The following is a 19,540-nucleotide window of genomic DNA, read 5'->3' as shown; positions in this document are numbered from 1 at the left end:
AAAGCCCGAATATTAATTTATTCGGGCTTTTTTGTATTTAAGTAATTTTTGTATTTCTACTTTTTGTCTGTAATCGGGAAATTTCTAGCTCTCATTAGGGCATCAGATTTAGGAGCTCTTCCTCTGAAATTTTCATACCCCTTTTCATTGTCGATCGTATTTCCAACACTAAAAACAGTATTGTATAGTCTGTTTGCTATTTCTTTATCATAAGGTCCGTTTCCTTCAATAAAAGCTTCGTATGCGTCTGCATTGATTACATCCGCCCATAAATAACTATAATATCCGGCAGCGTAACCATCACCAGAAAAAATATGCGCAAATTGTGGAATTCTGTGACGCATTACAATTTCTGAAGGCATGTTTAGCTTTTCTAATGTCTCTTTTTCGAATTTAACCGGATCTATGGTTTCAGTTGTTAAGTGAAGTTTCATATCAACAAAAGAACTGGATATTGTTTCTACAGTTGCAAAACCTTCATTAAAATTTGCAGCTTGCTCTATTCTGTCAACCATTGATTTCGGTAATGGCTCATTAGTTTTATAATGTAATGCAAACTTATTCAATACTTCAGGAGTAGCAAGCCAATGCTCCAATAGTTGCGAAGGAAATTCAACATAATCTCTGGCAACTGCTGTTCCTGACAAACTCGGATAAGTAACATTAGAACATAATCCATGAAGTGCATGTCCAAATTCGTGAAATAAAGTGGTAGCATCATCCCAGGAAATCAAAACAGGTTCATTTGCATTTCCTTTTATAAAATTGCAATTATTTGATACAATCGGAAGTACGTCACTTAACTTTTGCTGATCACGATAAGAACTCATCCATGCTCCGGAACGTTTTCCTGCTCTTGCATATGGGTCAAAATACCACAATCCAATAATTTTCCCTGTCACTTTATTACTTACTTCCCAAACACGCACATCTGAATGAAATACAGGGATATCATTAATTTGTTTAAAACTAAAATCAAACAATTCGCCCGCTACCCAAAACATGCTTTCACGTAAATTTTCTAATTGCAAATATTGCTTTACTTCATTCTGATCTAAATCATATTTGGATTTCCTAACTTTTTCAGCATAATATCTATAATCCCAAGGTTGAATTTTAAAATTACCTCCTTCGACATCCACCATTTTTTGCATGGCATCAACATCCTGATGTACCTTCTCTACTGCAGGTTTCCATACTGATTCCATCAATTCTAATGTTTCTTTGGGGCTTTTTGCCATCTTGTTCGACAGACTCCAGTCTGCAAAAGAAGAATACCCTAATAATGTTGCCTTTTCACCACGCAATTTCAAAATAGAAACCAGTATCGCATTATTGTCATTTTCATTACCATTATCTCCTCGTTTTACAAAAATATCAAATGCTTTTTGTCTTAAATCTCTCCGATTAGAAAATGTTAAAAATGGCTCAATAGAAGACCGTGTATTTGCAACACAACCTAAAGTATCAATTTTTCTCGCTTTAGCTTCAGCAATAACAGCATTTTTTATTTCATTCGGCAAACCGTCAAAATCATTTTCTGTTGTTAATTCAATAAACTGATTTTGTTCTTCCGCTAATAAATTCTGGCTAAATCTGGTAAAAAGACTTGCTAATTCCTGATTGATCTTCCCAACTTTTTCCTTGTCACTGTTATCTAATTTCGCTCCTTCACGAACAAAATTGGTATAATACCACCAAACCAGGCGCTGTTGTTCACTATCTAAATCTTTGTACTCTTTTGAGTTATATATAGCCTCTATTCTCAAAAAAAGTTTTTGATTTTGATACATTTTATCATTCAACTCAGACAATTTTGGAGACATTTCAGTTTCTACAATTCCAAATTCCGGAGTAAAAATATTTGAACTGTAAACTTCATAGATTTCGTAAATCCTTTTTATAGTTTTACCTGAAAGTTCCAGAGCAGTGATAGTATTATCAAAAGAAGGTGCTTCATTATTATTTGCAATCGTATCTAATTCGTGTAAATTTTCCTCAATAGCAATTTCAATTGCAGGCTTAAAATCCGAAACTTTATATTCATCAAAAGAAGGAACTCCTCCATAAGGTCCAGTCCATTTTTGAAGCAATGGATTCTGATAACCCAATTGAGAATTAAGTGAAGTGTCTGTATTCATAATTTTTTAAAAAATGGTTCATTTATTCTGTAAGATAATCAAATTCAAATTTACCATTTTATTGCCTTAAAATTGCTCCTTTTTATTTATGAACTGAATCTGCAACTTAAATATAAAAATCTTAAATTTGAAATGTCTTTACCGAAATAAATATGTTCAAAACCAAAAAAGAAATCGTTTTTGTCATCCTTGCAGGAATTTTTATCACTAATGCTGTAGTAGCCGAATTAATCGGAGGAAAATTAATTCAGATTGGCCCGTTTGTAATGAGTATTGGAATTTTACCCTGGCCAATTGTTTTTCTGACTACAGATTTAATCAATGAATATTTTGGAGAAAAAGGAGTTAAAAAACTTTCTTTTATAACAGCTTGCCTGATCGCTTACGCATTCCTGATATTATTCATGGCAATTGTAATTCCGGCAGCAAAAGGAATAAGCCCTGTAAACGACGAACAGTTTCAGGCAGTTTTTGGTCAGAGTATGTGGATTATTGTTGGAAGCATTATAGCTTTCATAATCTCACAATTAATTGATGTCTGGATATTTTGGTTCTTCAAAAATAGAACAGGAAATAAAAAAATATGGCTTAGAACAACTGGTTCAACAGTAATTTCACAATTATTCGATTCTTTTATTGTTCTTGGAATTGCTTTTTGGCTGCCTGGTAAAATTGATTTTAACACTTATATTTCTTCAGGATTAACGGGTTATGTTTTCAAACTTTCGGTTGCTGTTTTATTAACTCCGTTAATATATCTCGGGCATCATTTGATTAAGAAGTATCTGGAAGAAGACGAAAATAAAAATGATCAAAATTAAAAATAATGACACAAGGTCCTGTAAGATGTAGCTGGTGCACTTCCAGCGATTTATATAAAAAATACCATGACGAAGAATGGGGTGTTCCGGTTTATGATGACCCTACTCTATTCGAATTTTTGATTCTGGAAACTTTTCAGGCAGGACTCAGTTGGATTACGATTTTAAATAAAAGAGAAAATTTCAGGAATGCTTTTGATCATTTCGACTATAAAAAAATTGCTGATTATTCTGAAGACAAAATCGAAGAATTAATGCAAAACACCGGAATAATCCGAAATAAGCTGAAGATAAAAGCGGCCGTTTCAAACGCACAGGCATTTATGAAAATTCAGGAAGAGTTCGGAAGTTTCTCAAATTATATCTGGAAATTCACCAACGGAAAACCCATCATAAACAATCCAAAAACCTCAAAAGATGTTGCTACTACTCCGCTTTCGGATGAAATCAGTAAAGATTTAAAAAAAAGAGGTTTTAAATTTGTGGGTTCAACAGTAGTTTACGCGCACATGCAAGCCACCGGAATGGTCAATGATCACGCCGAAGATTGCTGGACAAGAATAAAATAAAATCAGGTTTTCAGTCTCAGATTTGACGACAGTTTTCAGTTTTTTCACAACTTGAAACCTGAAACTTGAAACTTTTAAACAAAAATTATCTATATTTGCTTCACACTTTAGGGGTGTCTGCATCGCGCAGGCTGAGATTTTACCCTCTGAACCTGATCTGGTTAATACTAGCGTAGGGAAAAGTAAGATGACTTCTGACCGCATTTTTATGCGTAATTACAGCCATTCCTAAGGTTTAGACGCACTGCTGTGCATCTCTACATTAACTAAACTTTAGAAAGGAATGGAACTAAAAATCAACCAACAAATCAAACAATTCAATGCCGAATCGCTAAGCGTTCAGTCATTGCTTGATCTCGAAATTCCCAACAAACAAAACGGAATCGCCGTTGCCATTAACAATACCGTTGTTCCAAAAACAAATTGGAGCCAACACTTTGTATCCGAAACTGACGAAATTTTAATTATTTCTGCCACACAAGGAGGGTAATTTGGCTGCACGAAACGGGCTATCCGTTACAAGTCCGCAGTCGTCAACCACAAAAACATAGTCATAACAAAGCTTCCGCTGGTCGCTTTTTTATTCCTTGTTTTCTAAGGTTTCCTTCTTTACGGGCTTTTACACTGCTATCCCTGGCAGAAATCGGTTACGAGAAAATTTAAAATTTCAATAAAAATAACAATAGCAATTTCAAATCTAAATCAGCAATGACAAACGAAGAACAAATATCAAGGACACCATTTACAAACTCCAGAAAAATATACGTAAACGGCGAAATTCACCCAATTAAAGTAGCCATGCGCGAGGTAATTTTAAATGACACCAAGCTTTCTAATGGAGGAATTGAAAAAAATCCACCTGTAACTATTTACGACACATCGGGCGCTTATACGGATCCTAACATTGAAATTAACATTCGAAAAGGGCTTCCACGACTAAGAGAAGAATGGATTTTAAATAGAAACGATGTCGAAATCCTAACCGAGATCAGCTCAGATTATGGTCAGACACGTTTAAAAGACGAAAGCTTAAATCACCTTCGATTTGAATATTTACACCAGCCAAAAAGAGCAAAAAAAGGTGCAAATGTCACACAATTGTATTACGCCAAACAAGGAATTATCACTCCCGAAATGGAATATATTGCAATTCGTGAAAACCAACGAATTGAGTTGATAAACGAGCAAACCAAAGCTATGCAATGTCAGCACCAAGGACATAGTTTTGGTGCGAATACGCCAAAAAGCAAAATCACTCCAGAATTTGTTCGTAGCGAAGTTGCCTGCGGAAGAGCCATAATTCCAAACAACATCAACCATCCTGAAAGTGAACCCATGATAGTTGGCCGTAACTTTTTAGTGAAAATAAACGCAAATATTGGTAACAGCGCAGTGACTTCAAGCATCGAAGAAGAAGTTGAAAAAGCCGTTTGGGCTTGTCGCTGGGGTGCCGACACCATCATGGATTTATCTACAGGAAAAAACATTCACGAAACCAGAGAATGGATTATTCGTAATTCTCCGGTTCCAATTGGTACAGTGCCAATTTATCAGGCTTTGGAAAAAGTAAAAGGAATAGCCGAAGATTTAACCTGGGAAGTTTTTCGCGATACATTAATCGAACAGGCAGAACAAGGTGTCTCGTATTTTACGATTCATGCAGGTGTTTTACTTCGTTACATTCATTTAACGGCAGATCGTGTTACCGGAATCGTTTCGCGTGGTGGATCAATCATGGCAAAATGGTGTCTGTTCCATCATAAAGAAAACTTTTTATATACACATTTTGAAGAAATCTGCGAAATCATGAAACAATATGATGTTGCATTTTCATTAGGTGATGGTTTACGTCCTGGTTCAATTGCAGACGCCAATGACGCTGCTCAATTCGCAGAACTGGAAACTTTAGGAGAACTGACAAAAATTGCCTGGAAACACGATGTTCAGGTGTTTATTGAAGGCCCAGGACATGTACCAATGCACATGATTAAGGAAAACATGGAGAAACAATTAGAACATTGTCATGAAGCTCCGTTTTACACACTTGGACCTTTAACTACAGATATTGCACCAGGTTACGATCATATCACATCAGCAATTGGAGCCGCAATGATTGGTTGGTATGGCTGTGCCATGTTGTGTTATGTTACGCCAAAAGAACATCTGGGTTTACCCAACAAAAAGGACGTTAAAGATGGTGTTATCACTTATAAAATATCGGCTCATGCTGCAGATTTGGCCAAAGGTCATCCGGGAGCACAATATCGCGACAATGCGTTAAGTAAAGCACGATTTGAATTCCGTTGGGAAGATCAGTTTAATTTATCATTAGACCCGGATACCGCGAGAGAATTTCACGATGAAACCCTTCCTGCTGATGGTGCAAAAGTGGCCCATTTCTGCTCCATGTGTGGCCCGAAATTCTGCTCCATGAAAATATCGCAGGAAATTCGTGATGTGGCTGCCGCCGAAAAAGGCATGCAGGAAAAATCAGAAGAGTTTATTGAGCAAGGGAAAGAGATTTATATCTAGTTAGTTGTTAGTTGTTAGTTGTTAGTTGTTAGTTGTTAGTTGTTAGTTAAAAACAACAAAATCATATTCTGCCTAATCAACTTAATAACTTCACTTATACAAAAACTATTAACTATAAACCATCAACTGTAAACCAAAAAAAATGATCGTAATTACAAATCCTTCTGCAATTGCAAATGAAATCAGCATTATTGATTCTTTATTTGAAGAAGGATTGTCTTTGCTTCACATTCGGAAACCCGATTTCTCAGAAGTAGAAACAGCAAAATTTATTCATAAAATAAAACATGAATATAGGAAGAAACTGGTTTTGCACAACCATCATGAAATAGCAGCGGATTTTGGAATTAACAGAATACATTTTTCAGAAACAAAAAGAAAAAAGAATGATTTTCAAATAATTGCAAACATGATTTTATCAACTTCCATACATTCAATTGAAGATTTCAATGCGTTGAAAAACATTTTTGAATATGCTTTTTTAAGCCCGGTTTTTACAAGCATTTCAAAAGAAAATTATAGTCCAAAAATCAACCTTTTTGAAGGTTTAGCAAAGCGGAAAAACTTTAATGCTAAAGTAGTTGCTTTAGGCGGAATTTATTCAGACAATATTGAAAAATCACTTCAAAATGGTTTTGATGATGTTGCCCTTTTAGGAACAATCTGGAATAGTCCAAATTCAATTAAAAATTTTAAACTATGTCAAAAAATCGCCCTTTCGCTCTTAGCATAGCTGGTTTAGATCCTTCAGGAGGTGCCGGAATTTTAGCTGATATTAAAACTTTTGAACAGCATCAGGTACAAGGATTAGCCATAAGCACTGCAAATACAATTCAAACCGACTGTAAATTCTACGAAATTGAATGGACATCGCTTGATTTTGTATTGCGCTCCGTAAAAAAGTTATTCAAAAACTATCCTATAAAATCGGTTAAAATTGGCGTTGTTCCTTCCTTTTTCTATTTAAATGAAGTTGTTTCCTTAATTAAAAAATTAAATCGAAATACAATTATTGTTTGGGATACCGTATTAAAATCTTCGACAGAATTTGAGTTTTTAACAATTGAAAATCAAACAGATTTACAAAAAACATTATCAAAAATTGATTTAATAACGCCCAATTATGAGGAAATACTCCAGCTTTACCCCAATTTTATTTCAGAAAAACTTTGGGTAAAAAATGAGCTTCCAACCGCTATTTTATTGAAAGGCGGTCATAATCATACTGCATTGGGCACTGATTATTTATTTCTAAAAAGTAATCTGATAGAACTCTTGCCTACAAAAATTAATTTCCAGCCGAAGCACGGATCAGGCTGTGTATTATCTTCCGCAATTACTGCAAATTTAGCTTTAGGACATGACATAAAAACTGCTTGTTCAGAAGCTAAAGTATATATTGAAAAGTATTTAAATTCCACATCATCACTAATTGGTTATCATTATGTTTAACAAATTACAATATATTTCACAAGGTGAAACAGTCGAAAAGCAATTACAAAATATTCATCAGGCTCTTGATGCCGGTTGTAATTGGATACAAATGCGATTCAAAAATCAAACCCCTGAAAAAAGATTTATTTTGGCCGAAGCTGTAAAAACTTTATGCGAAGAGTATCTGGCAAATTTCATCGTAAATGATGATGTTTTACTCGCTCATAAAATTGCTGCAGATGGAGTTCATTTGGGTTTAACCGACATGAACATCACTGAAGCCAGAGCTATTTTAGGAGACAGAAAAATTATTGGTGCAACAGCAAATACTTTTGAAGATATTATGCTTCAATCTAAAAACGGCTGCGATTATATTGGTTTAGGGCCTTTTCAGTTTACTGAAACCAAAGAAAAATTAAGCCCCATTTTAGGTGCTGAAGGTTATGCTTCAATTCTGAATAAAATGAAAACTGAAAACATTTTAACACCCGTTTACGCTATTGGCGGAATCACCTTGGAAAATATAGAAAGTCTTGTAAAAACAGGTATTCATGGCATTGCCGTTTCCGGAATGATTACAAAAAGCCTTCAAAAAGAAAAACTGGTTCAACAACTTAACGACAAATTATATGCAAACGTCATTATTTAAAATTGGAGATAAAATCCTTACTTCCCGCTTATTTCTGGGAACAGGAAAATTCGGTTCTAACCTGCAAATGGAAGAAGCCATTTTAGCTTCAGGAAGTGAATTGGTTACTGTAGCCTTAAAACGCATAGATCTCGAAACCGATACGGATGCTATTTTATCACATTTACAACATCCCAATATCAATTTATTACCCAATACATCAGGTGCCAGAAATGCAAAAGAAGCTGTTTTTGCTTCGCAATTAGCACGCGAAGCACTCGAAACCAACTGGGTCAAACTTGAAATTCATCCGGACCCAAAATACTTAATGCCAGATCCAATTGAGACTTTAAAAGCTACTGAAGAACTTGCAAAACTTGGTTTTTTTGTTTTGCCATATATTCATGCAGATCCAGTTTTGTGCAAACATTTGGAAAATGCTGGAACAGCAGCTGTCATGCCTTTAGGTTCGCCAATTGGCAGTAACAAAGGTTTAAAAACCATTGATTTTTTGGAAATTATAATCGAACAAAGTAATGTTCCTGTAATTGTAGATGCCGGAATTGGTGCTCCATCTGACGCAGCAAAAGCCATGGAAATTGGTGCCGATGCCGTTTTAGTCAATACTGCAATTGCTGTTGCGGGAAATCCGAAACTAATGGCTGAAGCTTTTAAAGAAGCTGTAATAGCAGGAAGAAAAGCTTTTGAAGCTCAAATTGCAAACAAGCAAAATCAAGCAGTTGCCTCCAGTCCTTTGACAGCTTTTTTATATGAATAGTTTTAATCTCTCGCAGATTTTGGAGATTTAGCAGATTTCAAAAATATAAATAAGCAAGTCAAAAATAATCTGCTAAATCTCCAAAATCTGCGAGAAAAACATTTTAATAAAAGTAAGAAATTTCATTATATTTGATTTAAATAACTCAAATCATAATTATGTCAGAAAATGAAATTTCATATAAAGTTAGGGGTTCAATTTTTAAAGTATATAACACTCTCGGTCCTGGATTATTAGAATCTGTATATTAAAGTGCTCTTTACTATCAATTGAAAAAGGATGGGCTAAAAGTAATTAAACAAATTGATCTGCCAGTTAAATATGATGATGTTTACTTAGACATTACATTCAGGCTAGATATTTTAGTAGAAGATAAAGTAATAATAGAATTAAAATCAGTAGAACAAATAAAATCTATTCACTTTAAACAATTAAATACTTATTTAAAATTAACTAATAAAAAACTCGGATTATTAGTCAATTTCAACTGCTCTAATATTCTTGAGAATATTCATCGTGTTGCTAATAAAATTTAATCTGCACGATCTGCAAAATCTGCGGGAAACAAAATAAAAAATGAAAACATTCAAATCCATTTTTGAGCAATATGATTGGGAAACCATTCAAAGTAAAATATATCAGACTTCATCACAAGATGTCGAGCATTCATTGGCTAGAACCAAACGTAATCTGGATGATTTTTTAGTTCTGATTTCTCCTGCTGCACAAAATTATTTAGAGCAAATGGCACAGGAATGTCATGAAATTACTAAAAAGCGTTTTGGCAAAACTATTCAAATGTATGCTCCATTGTATTTAAGCAACGAATGTCAGAACATTTGTACGTATTGCGGTTTTAGTCTGGACAATAAAATAAAACGAAAAACACTTACTGATGCTGAGATTAAACTCGAGGTTGAAGAATTAAAAAAAGTTGGTTTCGATCATGTTTTATTGGTTACGGGCGAGGCTAATTATACGGTAAACATTAATTATTTTCTGAATGCAATTAATTTAATCAGAGAGCAGTTTTCAATTATTTCGGTCGAAGTTCAGCCACTTTCTATCGAAGAATATCGACGTTTGCATGAGGCTGGGGTTTATTCAGTTTTGGTTTATCAGGAAACATATCATCAGGAAGTTTACAAAAAATATCATACGAAAGGCAAAAAATCCAATTTTGATTTCAGGCTTGAAACTCCTGACCGAATTGGAACTGCCGGAATTCATAAAATAGGATTGGGTGTTTTGTTAGGTTTGGAAGATTGGCGAACAGATAGTTTTTTTAATGCCTTACATCTCGATTATCTCCAAAAGAAATATTGGCAGACCAAATATTCTGTCTCTTTCCCCAGATTACGTCCGGCAGAAGGCATTATCGAACCCAATTTTATTATGGACGATAAAGATTTGACACAGCTAATCTGTGCTTATCGTTTATGGAATGAAGATCTGGAAATCTCCATTTCGACTCGTGAAAACGAAAAATTCAGAAACAATATTATTCCGATTGGTGTTACGAGTATGAGTGCAGGTTCTAAAACAAATCCAGGTGGTTATGTAGTTGATCCGCAATCACTGGAACAATTTGAAATAAGTGATGAGCGTACAGCAGGAGAAATTTCCGAAATCATTACTAAAAAAGGTTATGAACCCGTTTGGAAGGATTGGGATAAAAGTTTTAGTAATCAATTCTAACATTTTCAAGTTGAATTATCATGCTTTAATATATCATTTTCGCAGTATTAGGGTTTCGACTCCGCTCAACCTGACACCATAACTCTTTAACTTCTAATATTTACAATGAGCATCATACAAGAATTTCTACGTTACAACCGACAAACTATTCTCCCTGAAATTGGAGATGAAGGCCAGGAAAAACTCAAAAAGGCAAAAGTTTTGGTAATAGGAGCCGGAGGCTTGGGCTGTCCGATTCTTCAATATATAGCAACGGCTGGCGTAGGTTTTATTGGAATAATGGATTTTGACACTATTGAAATCCATAATTTACATCGACAAATTTTATATACTGAAAACGAAATTGGTCAGGAAAAAGCAATTGTTGCCAAAAATGTTGTTTCGAAACTTAATCCTTTGATAACTGTGGAAGCAATTCGTGAAAAGTTAACACCTGAAAATGCATCGAAAATTATTCAGCAATATGATATTGTAGTTGATGGCTCTGATAATTTTACTACCCGTTATCTGGTAAACGATACTTGTGTTGAACTTCAGAAACCTTTAGTTTATGGAAGTATTTTAAAATTTGAAGGTCAGCTTGCTGTTTTTAATCATAACGGAGGCAAAAATCTGCGAGATTTATTTCCTGAAATGCCAGACACAAAAGAGGTGCCAAATTGTAATTTAAACGGAGTTCTTGGAACTTTACCCGGAATTATCGGCACGATGATGGCGCATGAAACTTTAAAATTGATATTACAATTACCAACCTTAAAAAATGAATTGGTGCTTTTTAATACTTTGAATTATAGCTTTACAAAATTGAATTTTTAAAAAACAACCTCATCTCCAACACTAATAATTCCTGAATTTAAACTGACAATATTCGTTCCAAATAAAACGGAATTGTTGACATTTCTGTAAGTACTTAAGGTTTTCAGCGGTTCCTTTTTCACAATTCCATTCTGCGGATCATTATTAACCATTATACATCTTCCACAGGGTTTTACGTTTTTAAACTGAACTTCTCCAATTTTAAAAGTATTAAAATCGTCTTCCTCATGAGGATTTTGGCTACTGATAACTATATTGGGACGAAATCTTTTGATTGTGATTTTTTCTTCCAGTTTGTCATTTAAAAAATCCAAACTTTGCGTTCCAATGACCAAATAAGGATATGCATCGGCAAAACTAACATTATATGTTTCTTTTGATACTGAACTTTCATGTTTGCGATCTCCAATATTTATAATTTTAACCAATTTACATTCAAATCCTAGACATTCGCTAAACCAATCTGAAGTTGTTTTATTTACTTCAAAAACATAGCTTTTATCATCCCACACTTTTGTGTAAATCTGATGATCTAAATATTCATCAATTGAAAATTCATGTTTATAATCTTTAAAAGTAATTCTGATTTTTCCCTCTGAAATCTGTGGATAAAACTGGCTCATTACGGGATATTCTCTCTGCGTTATATGTTGATTATCAGAATCCAGCAACATCCATCGACGGTCGTTTTCAAAACCCATTTCTTCAGCAAAAGCTTGTTGGCAGCTGATTCCGGCCAGACTTTTAATTGGATAAATATAAATTTCTTTTACAACATGAACAGCATTCATTTTACTTACTTTTTAAAATAGACATAAATTCATCACGGTCAATTTCGCGACAGCCTAAACTTTCTAAATGTGGATTATAAACCTGACAGTCCAGCAATTTATAATTTCCCTCTTTTAAAAAATTTACCAAAGCTATAAAAGCTACTTTGGAAGCATTAGATACTTTAGAAAACATACTTTCACCACAGAAAACATGGCCTAAATCAATTCCGTATAAGCCTCCAACCAAAACCTCATCCTGCCAAACTTCAACCGATTTTGCAATTCCTTCTGCATTTAATTTGTAATAGGCATCGATCATTTCGTTTGAAATCCACGTTCCGTTTTGACCATCACGCTTTATTTTTTGGCAATTCAAAATTACGGCTGCAAAGTTCTGATTAAAAGTAACCTTAAACTGATTTCGGTTCAAAATATTCCGCATACTTTTAGAAACAATCAATTCATCCGGAAACAAAACCATCCTTGGGTCCGGTGACCACCACAAAATAGGTTCTCCTTCATTAAACCAAGGGAAGATTCCGCTTTTGTAAGCTAATTCCAATCTTTCTGAACTTAAATCCCCGCCAATTGCCAGAATACCTTCTTCATCGGCTTCTGAAACTGGAGGAAAAAATAAATCTTTGAATATGTAATGCATTTTTTTAAATTCCAATAAGATTAAATTCCAATTTCTCAATATTGTGTCTGTTCATCTCGTTAAACAAAAAACAAAATTCCAAATCCCAAATACACATTAATGATTTGGAATTTGGAATTTACAACCTTAAAATTTACTTTTTAGAAAGGTAAATCGTCAGGTTCGTCTTCGTTTAAATTAGTCGCCGGAGCAAAAGCTTCTGCAGCCGGCATTGGAGGCGTTTGTCCAGGACCTTCCGGCGCTAACCTTTCGATTCTCCAACCTTGAATACTATTGAAATATTTGGTTTCTCCTTGTGGATTAACCCATTCTCTTCCTCTTAAATTGATAGAAACTTTTACAGCTTCACCTTGTTTGTAGCTATTTAATAAATCGCATTTATCTTGTGTAAATTCGACTAAAATATGCTGTGGGTACTGCTCATCAGTAGTAACAACTAATTCTCTTTTTTTGAATGAGGCACTAACCTGCTGCTCCGGGTTAATCACTTTTACTTTTCCTATAACTTCCATCTTCTTCTATATTAATTATTATTTCGTTTCTTATTTCTTTGCTAAAAGCACTTTCCAGGCCGATGCAATATCATCATTATTCAGATATTTTTTGGCTTCCAGATGTATTTTTTCCTGATCATCGGAGCTTAAAACCCCTTTTACAGAAAAATTTTCTTTCACAAATATACTAACTTCTTCTGTTGTAGGCAAGGCTTCAATATTGCCTAATTTTCCAAGATCATTTCCGTTAAAAACGGGACTTTCTTTGATAAAATTCGGAATCACATCTACTCCAACTCCTAAAGTCGTCAACGGTTTTTGCACCTCAAAAAGTCCCTGATTAGATCTTGAGTACCAATTATTTCCCAGTCTTGAAACCAAATCAATTTTATGCTGATCAATAGCTCCGTTTTCATCCAAAATCGATTCGTGAATATGAATTTTCACTACCTCACAAAGAATAAGATTTCCTGCTCCGCCTTCTTCTCCTAAAGGAATAATCTGCGTGACTTTGCACTCAAACTGTACCGGAGATTCTTTTACACGATAAGGTTTTACTATATCGGAAGGTATTTGCGTTAATCCGGCTTTTATAAACTCATTAACTCCATCACCATATTCGGTACTTGCCAGCGAAGTTTGCTGTACCAAATCATAATTTACTACATTAATTACAACCTCCCGTGTTGCTTGAGCATTAATAAGAGTGTGTTTAATCGTATTATCGCGCACACGTCTTGAAGGCGAAAAAACCAAAATTGGCGGATTGGCACTAAATACATTAAAGAAGCTGAAAGGCGACAAATTAGGAATTCCTTTTGCACTGATTGTACTTGCAAAAGCAATTGGTCGTGGTCCAATGGCACTTTGCAAATAGCCTTGTAATTTTGCCGTTGATATCTCTTTTGGATTAATGCTAATCATATCTTTTTTCTTTTTAACCGAATCTCATTTCAAGCAACTACAAAAGTATAGAAATGGTTTAAGTCAAAGAAATAGTTTCAGACTTAAAAGCAAAAAAATCTTTAGAGGCACACAAAATATTAAATGTGTTTATTTCGTTATATTTATACCTCAAAATCATATTTATGCTTTTTTCTGAAAAAAGAAATACTACCCGATGGATTATTATTTTTATTTCCTTTTTAATCATCTCACTGATACTTTGGAATACCTATACTTTTTTTCAAATTTTTAAAAATGAAGAACGGCTGAAAATGAAACTTTTCGCTAACGCCCAAATTTCGATAGTGAATGCCAACGAAAATACTGATGTAGAACTTCCTCTTCAGATTTTCAGTGATAACACTTCAATTCCTGTGATATTGACAATGTATGATAAAATTGTGAGCTCTAAGAATGTTCCTGATGAAATCCTGAATGACAAGAAAAAATCGAAGGCTTTTTTGAAAAAATTAAAAAATGAGAATGACCCTATAATCTTTGAATATTCACCTGGAAAATATCAGGAATTATATTACGGAAATTCTGAATTACTCAATAAACTTAAATATTATCCGATTGCTTTATTACTGATTATCTTTTTGTTTGGCGCTTTGATTTATAATTTTTACAAAAGCACAAAAATGGCTACCCAAAACAAGCTTTGGGCAGGTATGGCAAAAGAGACTGCACATCAGATTGGCACACCGTTATCCTCTTTAATTGGATGGGTTGAAATATTGAAAACTGAAAACATTGACCAATCTATTACCTCTGAAATAGAAAAAGATATTGAACGCTTACAGACTATTACAGATCGTTTTTCAAAGATTGGATCTGTTCCGGTTTTAGAACCACATGATATTATTGCTGAAACTCTGAATACTTATGAATATTTGCAATCTCGTTTTTCCAAACAAGTTGCATTTTCATATAATGCACCAAAAGAACCTATTTTAGCAATGATAAACCCAACTTTACATAGTTGGACTATTGAAAATTTAGTAAAAAATGCAATTGATGCCATGAAAGGTAAAGGAAATTTAGACCTTCAAATTGAACAAGACGCACATCACGTAAAAATAAACGTAAAAGATTCCGGAAGCGGAATATCAAAAAAGCAATTTAAAACGATATTTGAACCCGGTTTTACTACCAAAAAAAGAGGCTGGGGACTTGGACTTTCTTTAACTAAAAGAATTGTCGAGGAGTACCATAGCGGAAAAATAAAAGTTTTACATTCCGAAATAGGAAAAGGAACGACTTTTCAGATTCTTTTAAATAAAAAAGTGTAGTGAAAATTGCTTTTGCTACAACTTTACATTTTTATTGTCAAATCGAGCGGAGTCGAGATGTTTTGAATACAAAAGGGCTTCGACTACGCTCAGCCTGACATGACTTACTAAATCTGACATTATCTTTTTACAAATTCGCCTGGATACTTTTGGCCAAAGTTTCAAATTCTTCTTTGGAAAGTGACACTTTATTCAGGAAACGCATTTCATCCATTTCGTTTAACGGAATCAAATGAACATGTGCATGAGGCACTTCTAATCCAACAACTGCCATTCCTACTCTTTTGCAGGGAACTGTTTTTTCCAGAGCAATTGCAATTTTCCTGGAAAACTTCATTAACCCTGAATACAACTCATCATCCATATCAAAAATCTTATCGATTTCTTGTTTTGGAATACAAAGCGTGTGTCCTTTAGCATTTGGATTTACATCTAAAAAAGCCAAAAAATTTTCATCTTCAGCTATTTTATAACACGGAATCTGTCCCTTTACTATTTTTGTGAAAATTGAACTCATCATTTAGTTTATTAACTTTTTCGATTATTTACGATTTAGAAATAATTAGTCACGTGAAATTTCTAAAATCTCAAATTTCAAAACCCCATTTGGTACTGTAATTTCAGCTACTTCTCCAACTGATTTTCCAAGTAAACCTTTGCCGATAGGAGATGTCACTGAAATTTTTCCTGTTTTCAAATCAGCTTCACTTTCTGCAACCAATGTGTATTTCATTTCCATACCGTTGCTTTGGTTCTTAATTTTTACATTAGAAAGCACCAATGCTTTAGAAACATCCAGTTGTGATTCATCAATTAATCTGGCATTTGAATATACTTCTTCTAACTTAGAAATTCTCATTTCCAGTAAACCCTGAGCCTCTTTTGCTGCATCATATTCGGCATTTTCAGATAAATCACCTTTGTCTCTTGCTTCTGCTATATCCTGAGATGCCTTTGGACGCATTACACTTTTTAAGTGCTCCAACTCATCTTTTAATTTTTTTAATCCTTCTGCTGTATAATAAGATACTTTACTCATAACTTCATCGTTTATATAAATACAAAAAATCCCATCGGAACGGGATTTCTTATTACAAATATACTATTATTTTTTATAGTACATAATTATATGTTAATCATATAAAATTCAAAAACTAAATAATTTATTTTTGTTTCACTAATTCTTATTAAAATAATGAAAAAAATCTGGCTCCTGATCGTATTTGTTTCTCTACTTTTTTCGTGTAGCGATAATGGCATAAACAATAAAAATCCTTATATCCCCAATTATAGCATCAATTTTACTATAGATATGAATTTACCGGCTTATTCTAATCTTAAATATCCGAGCAATGGAATTATAATGTCTGGTTATGGGGCCAAAGGAGTTATTATTTTTAATACCGGAAGTGGTTATAATGCTTTTGATGCCGCATGTCCAAATCAGGAATTAACTTCTTGTGTTGCCATGACTATTAATGGCATTAATGCTGTTTGTTCTTGTGATAAGGCCGAATATAGTTTATTTACCGGATTAGGAGGAAAGGAATATCCTCTAAAACAATATCGGGTTGAAGTTAGCGGAACAGTGATTCATGTTTATAACTAAAATAGAAGAGCCTGAAAATTTAAATTTTCAGGCTCTTCTATTTTTTAGGAATCTTTTAGAATTTCAAAGTCAGTCCAATTAAGAAATTGGTTCCTGACTGTGGATAATAGTATGGATAAACATCCCACATATATCCGTTTGAAACATATTTTTTATCTAAAATATTATTTACTAAACCGGTAACCATAATTGATTTGAAAACAGATTTAGGCTGAATTTCATACGAAACATTAAAATCATTCACAAAATAATCAGCTAGTTTTGCTGAAGGCAATTCTATATTATTCATATACTGCTCACCAACAAATTTCTGCAATAACGAAAGATGTAAACTCTTAATCGGGCTATACACAATAATATTTCCTGCAATAACTGAAGGAGAATAGGCAATATCTGTTGTTCCGTAATTCTGACCTTCTACATCTAAATCAACATTTTTATTGCTGCTTAAAGTAAAATTTGGTCTAAGAATAAATTTCTCTGAAAGCTTAATAGTGGCATCAACTTCAAATCCTAAACGGTAGCTTTTTTCACTATTTGAACGAATTGGGGATCCAACATCGTCCAATGTTCCCGTTAAAATCAACTGGTCTTTGTATCCCATATAATACAAATTAGAAGTCAATTGAAATTTCTCTGAATTGAATCTCCATCCCAATTCAAAATCGTTTAATTTTTCAGGTTTTACATTTCCGCCTTCATAATCGGTCCTGTTTGGTTCGCGGTTAGCTCTTGCGTAAGAAAAGTACAAAGTGTTTTTTTGGTTTATTTCAAAGTTCAAACCCGCTTTTGGATTAAAGAAATTAAAAGTATCATTTACCAAACCGGTTTCCCAGCTATTGGCTTTATATTGGACTGTTCGGTATTGCAAATCTCCGTATAAACTTAATTTTTCGATTATCTGATAATTTGCTTTTAAGAAAATATTCCCATCTGTTTTTGTCGAAAAATCATCATAATAATGATCTCCCAGTTCTGATTGTGATGCATATCTTGCCCAAATTACTTTTCCGTAATGATCGCCTTCGTATTTATTCCAGCCTTCTCCTAAAATAATGTCTAATTTTTCATCCTTATACTTTAAAGAAAATGTAGCTCCGTAAAAATCATTATCCAACCATTTCTGACGTACTAAATCGGTTGTAGTTACAGTTCCAACGGGAAGCAATCCGTAATCAGACATATCGGCATCTTCCTTATAATTTTCATAATACCCTTTTCCTTTAGTATAATGAAAAGCTAAGTTCGTACTCCATTTATCAGAAAATGACTCACTCCAATGCAATTGATAATGATCTTGTTGGTAATTATCAGTTTCATTATCATAAAAACGAACATTTCCAGCTTCATCCGTATACATTCCGGCAGAATTGAAAGTACGATCTGTATTTAGAGTTTCAGCATCAATTCCGTTCCAGGACTGGTATGTTTTTTCAGTTCCGCCAAAAACCAATGCTTTGATTAAAGTGGTTTTACCAACATAAGTTCCCTGTAAAAAATAAGATTTTAAGTCAGAACTCGCTCTGTCAACATATCCGTCTGATTTTATAGTCGACAAACGTCCTGCCAATTCAAAATGGTCATTTAATAAACCTGTACTGAATTTCACGGTATGTTTATGTGAATTGAAACTGCCAAAAGAATTCGAAATTTCACCATTGGCTTTTGATGCATAATTGTCGGTCAGCATATTCAGACTGGCACCAAAAGCACCTGAACCGTTAGTCGATGTCCCTACTCCTCTTTGTAATTGCAGACTCTCGACAGAAGAAGCAAAATCGGGCATGTTTACCCAAAATGTTCCCTGACTTTCGGCATCATTATACGGAATTCCGTTTATGGTAACATTGACTCTCGTTGCATCGCTTCCACGCACACGGATTCCGGTATAACCCATTCCATTTCCTGCATCAGAAGTTGTAACTACAGACGGCAGGTAATTCATAAGGATTGGAATATCCTGACCAAGATTTCTATATTTGATATCTTTTTTATTAAGATTATTAAAACTTACCGGCGTTTTTGCAGTAACACGAACTGCCGAGACCAACACATCATCCAATTGATTGACTTTTGTTGAATCCTGCTCTTGTGAAAAAGAAAACAGAGTAAAGAAAATAGAGAATAGAGTAAAGAAAATAGATTTGATTCTTGTTGTTTTTTGAAACTTAGAACCTTTGTAACTTAGTACCTCAGCACCTTTAAAAATGGTTTTCATCCGTAAAGAATTACGAATAAAAGGGGTAATTATTCTTTTGTTAATTAATAAATTGTTTCACGACAATATATAGTACAAACTAAAAATGTCGTTTTTTCCCTTAGCAACATTACTCGCTCAGGTTCTTTGGGTAT

At 33.9% G+C, this 19,540-nt stretch carries 20 protein-coding genes, 1 pseudogene and 1 riboswitch; of the genes and pseudogenes, 13 read left to right on the top strand and 8 right to left on the bottom strand.

What is annotated here, in order from left to right; all coding sequences use genetic code 11:
* Positions 1-56: 56 nt before the first annotated feature.
* On the bottom strand, positions 57-2,141 hold the full coding sequence (locus ACEN92_RS17570) for a M3 family metallopeptidase (RefSeq protein ID WP_495639630.1): 2,085 nt from the start codon (positions 2,139-2,141) through the stop codon (positions 57-59).
* A 152-nt stretch (positions 2,142-2,293) separates the two neighbouring features.
* On the opposite strand from ACEN92_RS17570, the gene ACEN92_RS17565 reads away from it, so the two are divergent.
* The 11 genes and pseudogenes from ACEN92_RS17565 (at position 2,294) to ACEN92_RS17515 (ending at position 11,417) form a co-directional block, all read left to right on the top strand.
* On the top strand, positions 2,294-2,962 hold the full coding sequence (locus ACEN92_RS17565; protein ID WP_495639629.1) for a queuosine precursor transporter: 669 nt from the start codon (positions 2,294-2,296) through the stop codon (positions 2,960-2,962).
* A gap of 5 nt (positions 2,963-2,967) precedes the next feature.
* On the top strand, positions 2,968-3,531 hold the full coding sequence (locus tag ACEN92_RS17560; protein WP_495639628.1) for a DNA-3-methyladenine glycosylase I: 564 nt from the start codon (positions 2,968-2,970) through the stop codon (positions 3,529-3,531).
* Positions 3,532-3,630: 99 nt separating this feature from the next.
* Positions 3,631-3,727, top strand: a riboswitch (TPP riboswitch).
* Between the two features lie 87 nt (positions 3,728-3,814).
* Positions 3,815-4,021, top strand: coding sequence for a sulfur carrier protein ThiS (gene thiS / locus ACEN92_RS17555; protein WP_495639627.1), 207 nt, complete (start codon positions 3,815-3,817; stop codon positions 4,019-4,021).
* Positions 4,022-4,239: 218 nt separating this feature from the next.
* Positions 4,240-6,063 (top strand): phosphomethylpyrimidine synthase ThiC, encoded by a 1,824-nt coding sequence (thiC, locus tag ACEN92_RS17550; protein ID WP_495639626.1) that lies wholly within the window; start codon positions 4,240-4,242, stop codon positions 6,061-6,063.
* A gap of 142 nt (positions 6,064-6,205) precedes the next feature.
* A complete protein-coding gene (locus tag ACEN92_RS17545) occupies positions 6,206-6,796 on the top strand; it encodes a thiamine phosphate synthase (protein ID WP_495639625.1) in 591 nt (196 codons plus the stop codon).
* Positions 6,763-7,515 (top strand): hydroxymethylpyrimidine/phosphomethylpyrimidine kinase, encoded by a 753-nt coding sequence (locus ACEN92_RS17540; RefSeq protein ID WP_495639624.1) that lies wholly within the window; start codon positions 6,763-6,765, stop codon positions 7,513-7,515. The genes ACEN92_RS17545 and ACEN92_RS17540 overlap by 34 nt, the downstream gene beginning before the upstream one ends.
* Complete coding sequence (locus tag ACEN92_RS17535) at positions 7,508-8,146, top strand: thiamine phosphate synthase (RefSeq protein ID WP_495639623.1); 639 nt, start codon at positions 7,508-7,510, stop codon at positions 8,144-8,146. Before ACEN92_RS17540 ends, ACEN92_RS17535 begins: the two co-directional genes overlap by 8 nt.
* Complete coding sequence (locus ACEN92_RS17530) at positions 8,127-8,903, top strand: thiazole synthase (protein WP_495639622.1); 777 nt, start codon at positions 8,127-8,129, stop codon at positions 8,901-8,903. Before ACEN92_RS17535 ends, ACEN92_RS17530 begins: the two co-directional genes overlap by 20 nt.
* A gap of 158 nt (positions 8,904-9,061) precedes the next feature.
* Positions 9,062-9,439 (top strand): annotated as a pseudogene (locus ACEN92_RS17525) (GxxExxY protein).
* Positions 9,440-9,479: 40 nt separating this feature from the next.
* Positions 9,480-10,601, top strand: a complete 1,122-nt coding sequence (gene thiH / locus ACEN92_RS17520) for a 2-iminoacetate synthase ThiH (protein ID WP_495639621.1) — start codon at positions 9,480-9,482, stop codon at positions 10,599-10,601.
* A gap of 105 nt (positions 10,602-10,706) precedes the next feature.
* Complete coding sequence (locus tag ACEN92_RS17515; RefSeq protein ID WP_495639620.1) at positions 10,707-11,417, top strand: HesA/MoeB/ThiF family protein; 711 nt, start codon at positions 10,707-10,709, stop codon at positions 11,415-11,417.
* Here the strand turns inward: ACEN92_RS17515 and ACEN92_RS17510 are convergent.
* The 4 genes from ACEN92_RS17510 to ACEN92_RS17495 all read right to left on the bottom strand — a co-directional run bounded on the left by ACEN92_RS17510 (position 11,414) and on the right by ACEN92_RS17495 (position 14,266).
* Complete coding sequence (locus ACEN92_RS17510) at positions 11,414-12,208, bottom strand: MOSC domain-containing protein (RefSeq protein WP_495639619.1); 795 nt, start codon at positions 12,206-12,208, stop codon at positions 11,414-11,416. The two genes, ACEN92_RS17515 and ACEN92_RS17510, sit on opposite strands and share 4 nt — an antisense overlap.
* 1 nt (position 12,209) lies before the next feature.
* Positions 12,210-12,848, bottom strand: a complete 639-nt coding sequence (gene aat / locus ACEN92_RS17505; protein WP_495639618.1) for a leucyl/phenylalanyl-tRNA--protein transferase — start codon at positions 12,846-12,848, stop codon at positions 12,210-12,212.
* Between the two features lie 140 nt (positions 12,849-12,988).
* Complete coding sequence (locus ACEN92_RS17500) at positions 12,989-13,360, bottom strand: DUF3127 domain-containing protein (RefSeq protein WP_495639617.1); 372 nt, start codon at positions 13,358-13,360, stop codon at positions 12,989-12,991.
* Between the two features lie 30 nt (positions 13,361-13,390).
* Entirely contained in the window at positions 13,391-14,266 is an 876-nt protein-coding gene (locus ACEN92_RS17495) for a flavin reductase family protein (RefSeq protein ID WP_495639616.1), read from the bottom strand.
* Positions 14,267-14,430: 164 nt separating this feature from the next.
* Here ACEN92_RS17495 and ACEN92_RS17490 point away from each other — a divergent pair, with 164 nt between their 5' ends.
* Positions 14,431-15,579 (top strand): sensor histidine kinase, encoded by a 1,149-nt coding sequence (locus ACEN92_RS17490; protein WP_495639615.1) that lies wholly within the window; start codon positions 14,431-14,433, stop codon positions 15,577-15,579.
* A gap of 127 nt (positions 15,580-15,706) precedes the next feature.
* Here the strand turns inward: ACEN92_RS17490 and ACEN92_RS17485 are convergent, their stop codons facing one another.
* Positions 15,707-16,096 (bottom strand): HIT family protein, encoded by a 390-nt coding sequence (locus tag ACEN92_RS17485; protein ID WP_495639614.1) that lies wholly within the window; start codon positions 16,094-16,096, stop codon positions 15,707-15,709.
* A 45-nt stretch (positions 16,097-16,141) separates the two neighbouring features.
* Positions 16,142-16,618 carry a transcription elongation factor GreA gene (gene greA / locus ACEN92_RS17480; RefSeq protein WP_035623677.1) on the bottom strand — a complete coding sequence of 159 codons (477 nt, stop codon included), beginning with the start codon at positions 16,616-16,618 and terminating at the stop codon, positions 16,142-16,144.
* Positions 16,619-16,774: 156 nt separating this feature from the next.
* Between greA and ACEN92_RS17475 the strand changes: the two genes are divergently transcribed.
* A complete protein-coding gene (locus ACEN92_RS17475) occupies positions 16,775-17,188 on the top strand; it encodes a Rieske (2Fe-2S) protein (protein WP_495639613.1) in 414 nt (137 codons plus the stop codon).
* Positions 17,189-17,243: 55 nt separating this feature from the next.
* On the opposite strand, the gene ACEN92_RS17470 is transcribed toward ACEN92_RS17475, so the two are convergent.
* Positions 17,244-19,406: a TonB-dependent receptor gene (locus ACEN92_RS17470; RefSeq protein WP_495639612.1), complete on the bottom strand. Its 2,163-nt coding sequence runs from the start codon at positions 19,404-19,406 to the stop codon at positions 17,244-17,246.
* Positions 19,407-19,540: the final 134 nt, after the last annotated feature.

Source organism: Flavobacterium sp. Flavsp81 (assembly GCF_059491325.1).
This window is presented reverse-complemented; position numbering and strand designations above follow the sequence as displayed.

Bases quoted from the DNA above. Each gene is read 5' to 3' on its own strand.
- ACEN92_RS17570 (WP_495639630.1), bottom strand. From the start codon at position 2,141: ATGAATACAGACACTTCACTTAATTCTCAATTGGGTTATCAGAATCCA.
- ACEN92_RS17565 (WP_495639629.1), top strand. From the start codon at position 2,294: ATGTTCAAAACCAAAAAAGAAATCGTTTTTGTCATCCTTGCAGGAATT.
- ACEN92_RS17560 (WP_495639628.1), top strand. From the start codon at position 2,968: ATGACACAAGGTCCTGTAAGATGTAGCTGGTGCACTTCCAGCGATTTA.
- thiS (WP_495639627.1), top strand. From the start codon at position 3,815: ATGGAACTAAAAATCAACCAACAAATCAAACAATTCAATGCCGAATCG.
- thiC (WP_495639626.1), top strand. From the start codon at position 4,240: ATGACAAACGAAGAACAAATATCAAGGACACCATTTACAAACTCCAGA.
- ACEN92_RS17545 (WP_495639625.1), top strand. From the start codon at position 6,206: ATGATCGTAATTACAAATCCTTCTGCAATTGCAAATGAAATCAGCATT.
- ACEN92_RS17540 (WP_495639624.1), top strand. From the start codon at position 6,763: ATGTCAAAAAATCGCCCTTTCGCTCTTAGCATAGCTGGTTTAGATCCT.
- ACEN92_RS17535 (WP_495639623.1), top strand. From the start codon at position 7,508: ATGTTTAACAAATTACAATATATTTCACAAGGTGAAACAGTCGAAAAG.
- ACEN92_RS17530 (WP_495639622.1), top strand. From the start codon at position 8,127: ATGCAAACGTCATTATTTAAAATTGGAGATAAAATCCTTACTTCCCGC.
- thiH (WP_495639621.1), top strand. From the start codon at position 9,480: ATGAAAACATTCAAATCCATTTTTGAGCAATATGATTGGGAAACCATT.
- ACEN92_RS17515 (WP_495639620.1), top strand. From the start codon at position 10,707: ATGAGCATCATACAAGAATTTCTACGTTACAACCGACAAACTATTCTC.
- ACEN92_RS17510 (WP_495639619.1), bottom strand. From the start codon at position 12,208: ATGAATGCTGTTCATGTTGTAAAAGAAATTTATATTTATCCAATTAAA.
- aat (WP_495639618.1), bottom strand. From the start codon at position 12,848: ATGCATTACATATTCAAAGATTTATTTTTTCCTCCAGTTTCAGAAGCC.
- ACEN92_RS17500 (WP_495639617.1), bottom strand. From the start codon at position 13,360: ATGGAAGTTATAGGAAAAGTAAAAGTGATTAACCCGGAGCAGCAGGTT.
- ACEN92_RS17495 (WP_495639616.1), bottom strand. From the start codon at position 14,266: ATGATTAGCATTAATCCAAAAGAGATATCAACGGCAAAATTACAAGGC.
- ACEN92_RS17490 (WP_495639615.1), top strand. From the start codon at position 14,431: ATGCTTTTTTCTGAAAAAAGAAATACTACCCGATGGATTATTATTTTT.
- ACEN92_RS17485 (WP_495639614.1), bottom strand. From the start codon at position 16,096: ATGAGTTCAATTTTCACAAAAATAGTAAAGGGACAGATTCCGTGTTAT.
- greA (WP_035623677.1), bottom strand. From the start codon at position 16,618: ATGAGTAAAGTATCTTATTATACAGCAGAAGGATTAAAAAAATTAAAA.
- ACEN92_RS17475 (WP_495639613.1), top strand. From the start codon at position 16,775: ATGAAAAAAATCTGGCTCCTGATCGTATTTGTTTCTCTACTTTTTTCG.
- ACEN92_RS17470 (WP_495639612.1), bottom strand. From the start codon at position 19,406: ATGAAAACCATTTTTAAAGGTGCTGAGGTACTAAGTTACAAAGGTTCT.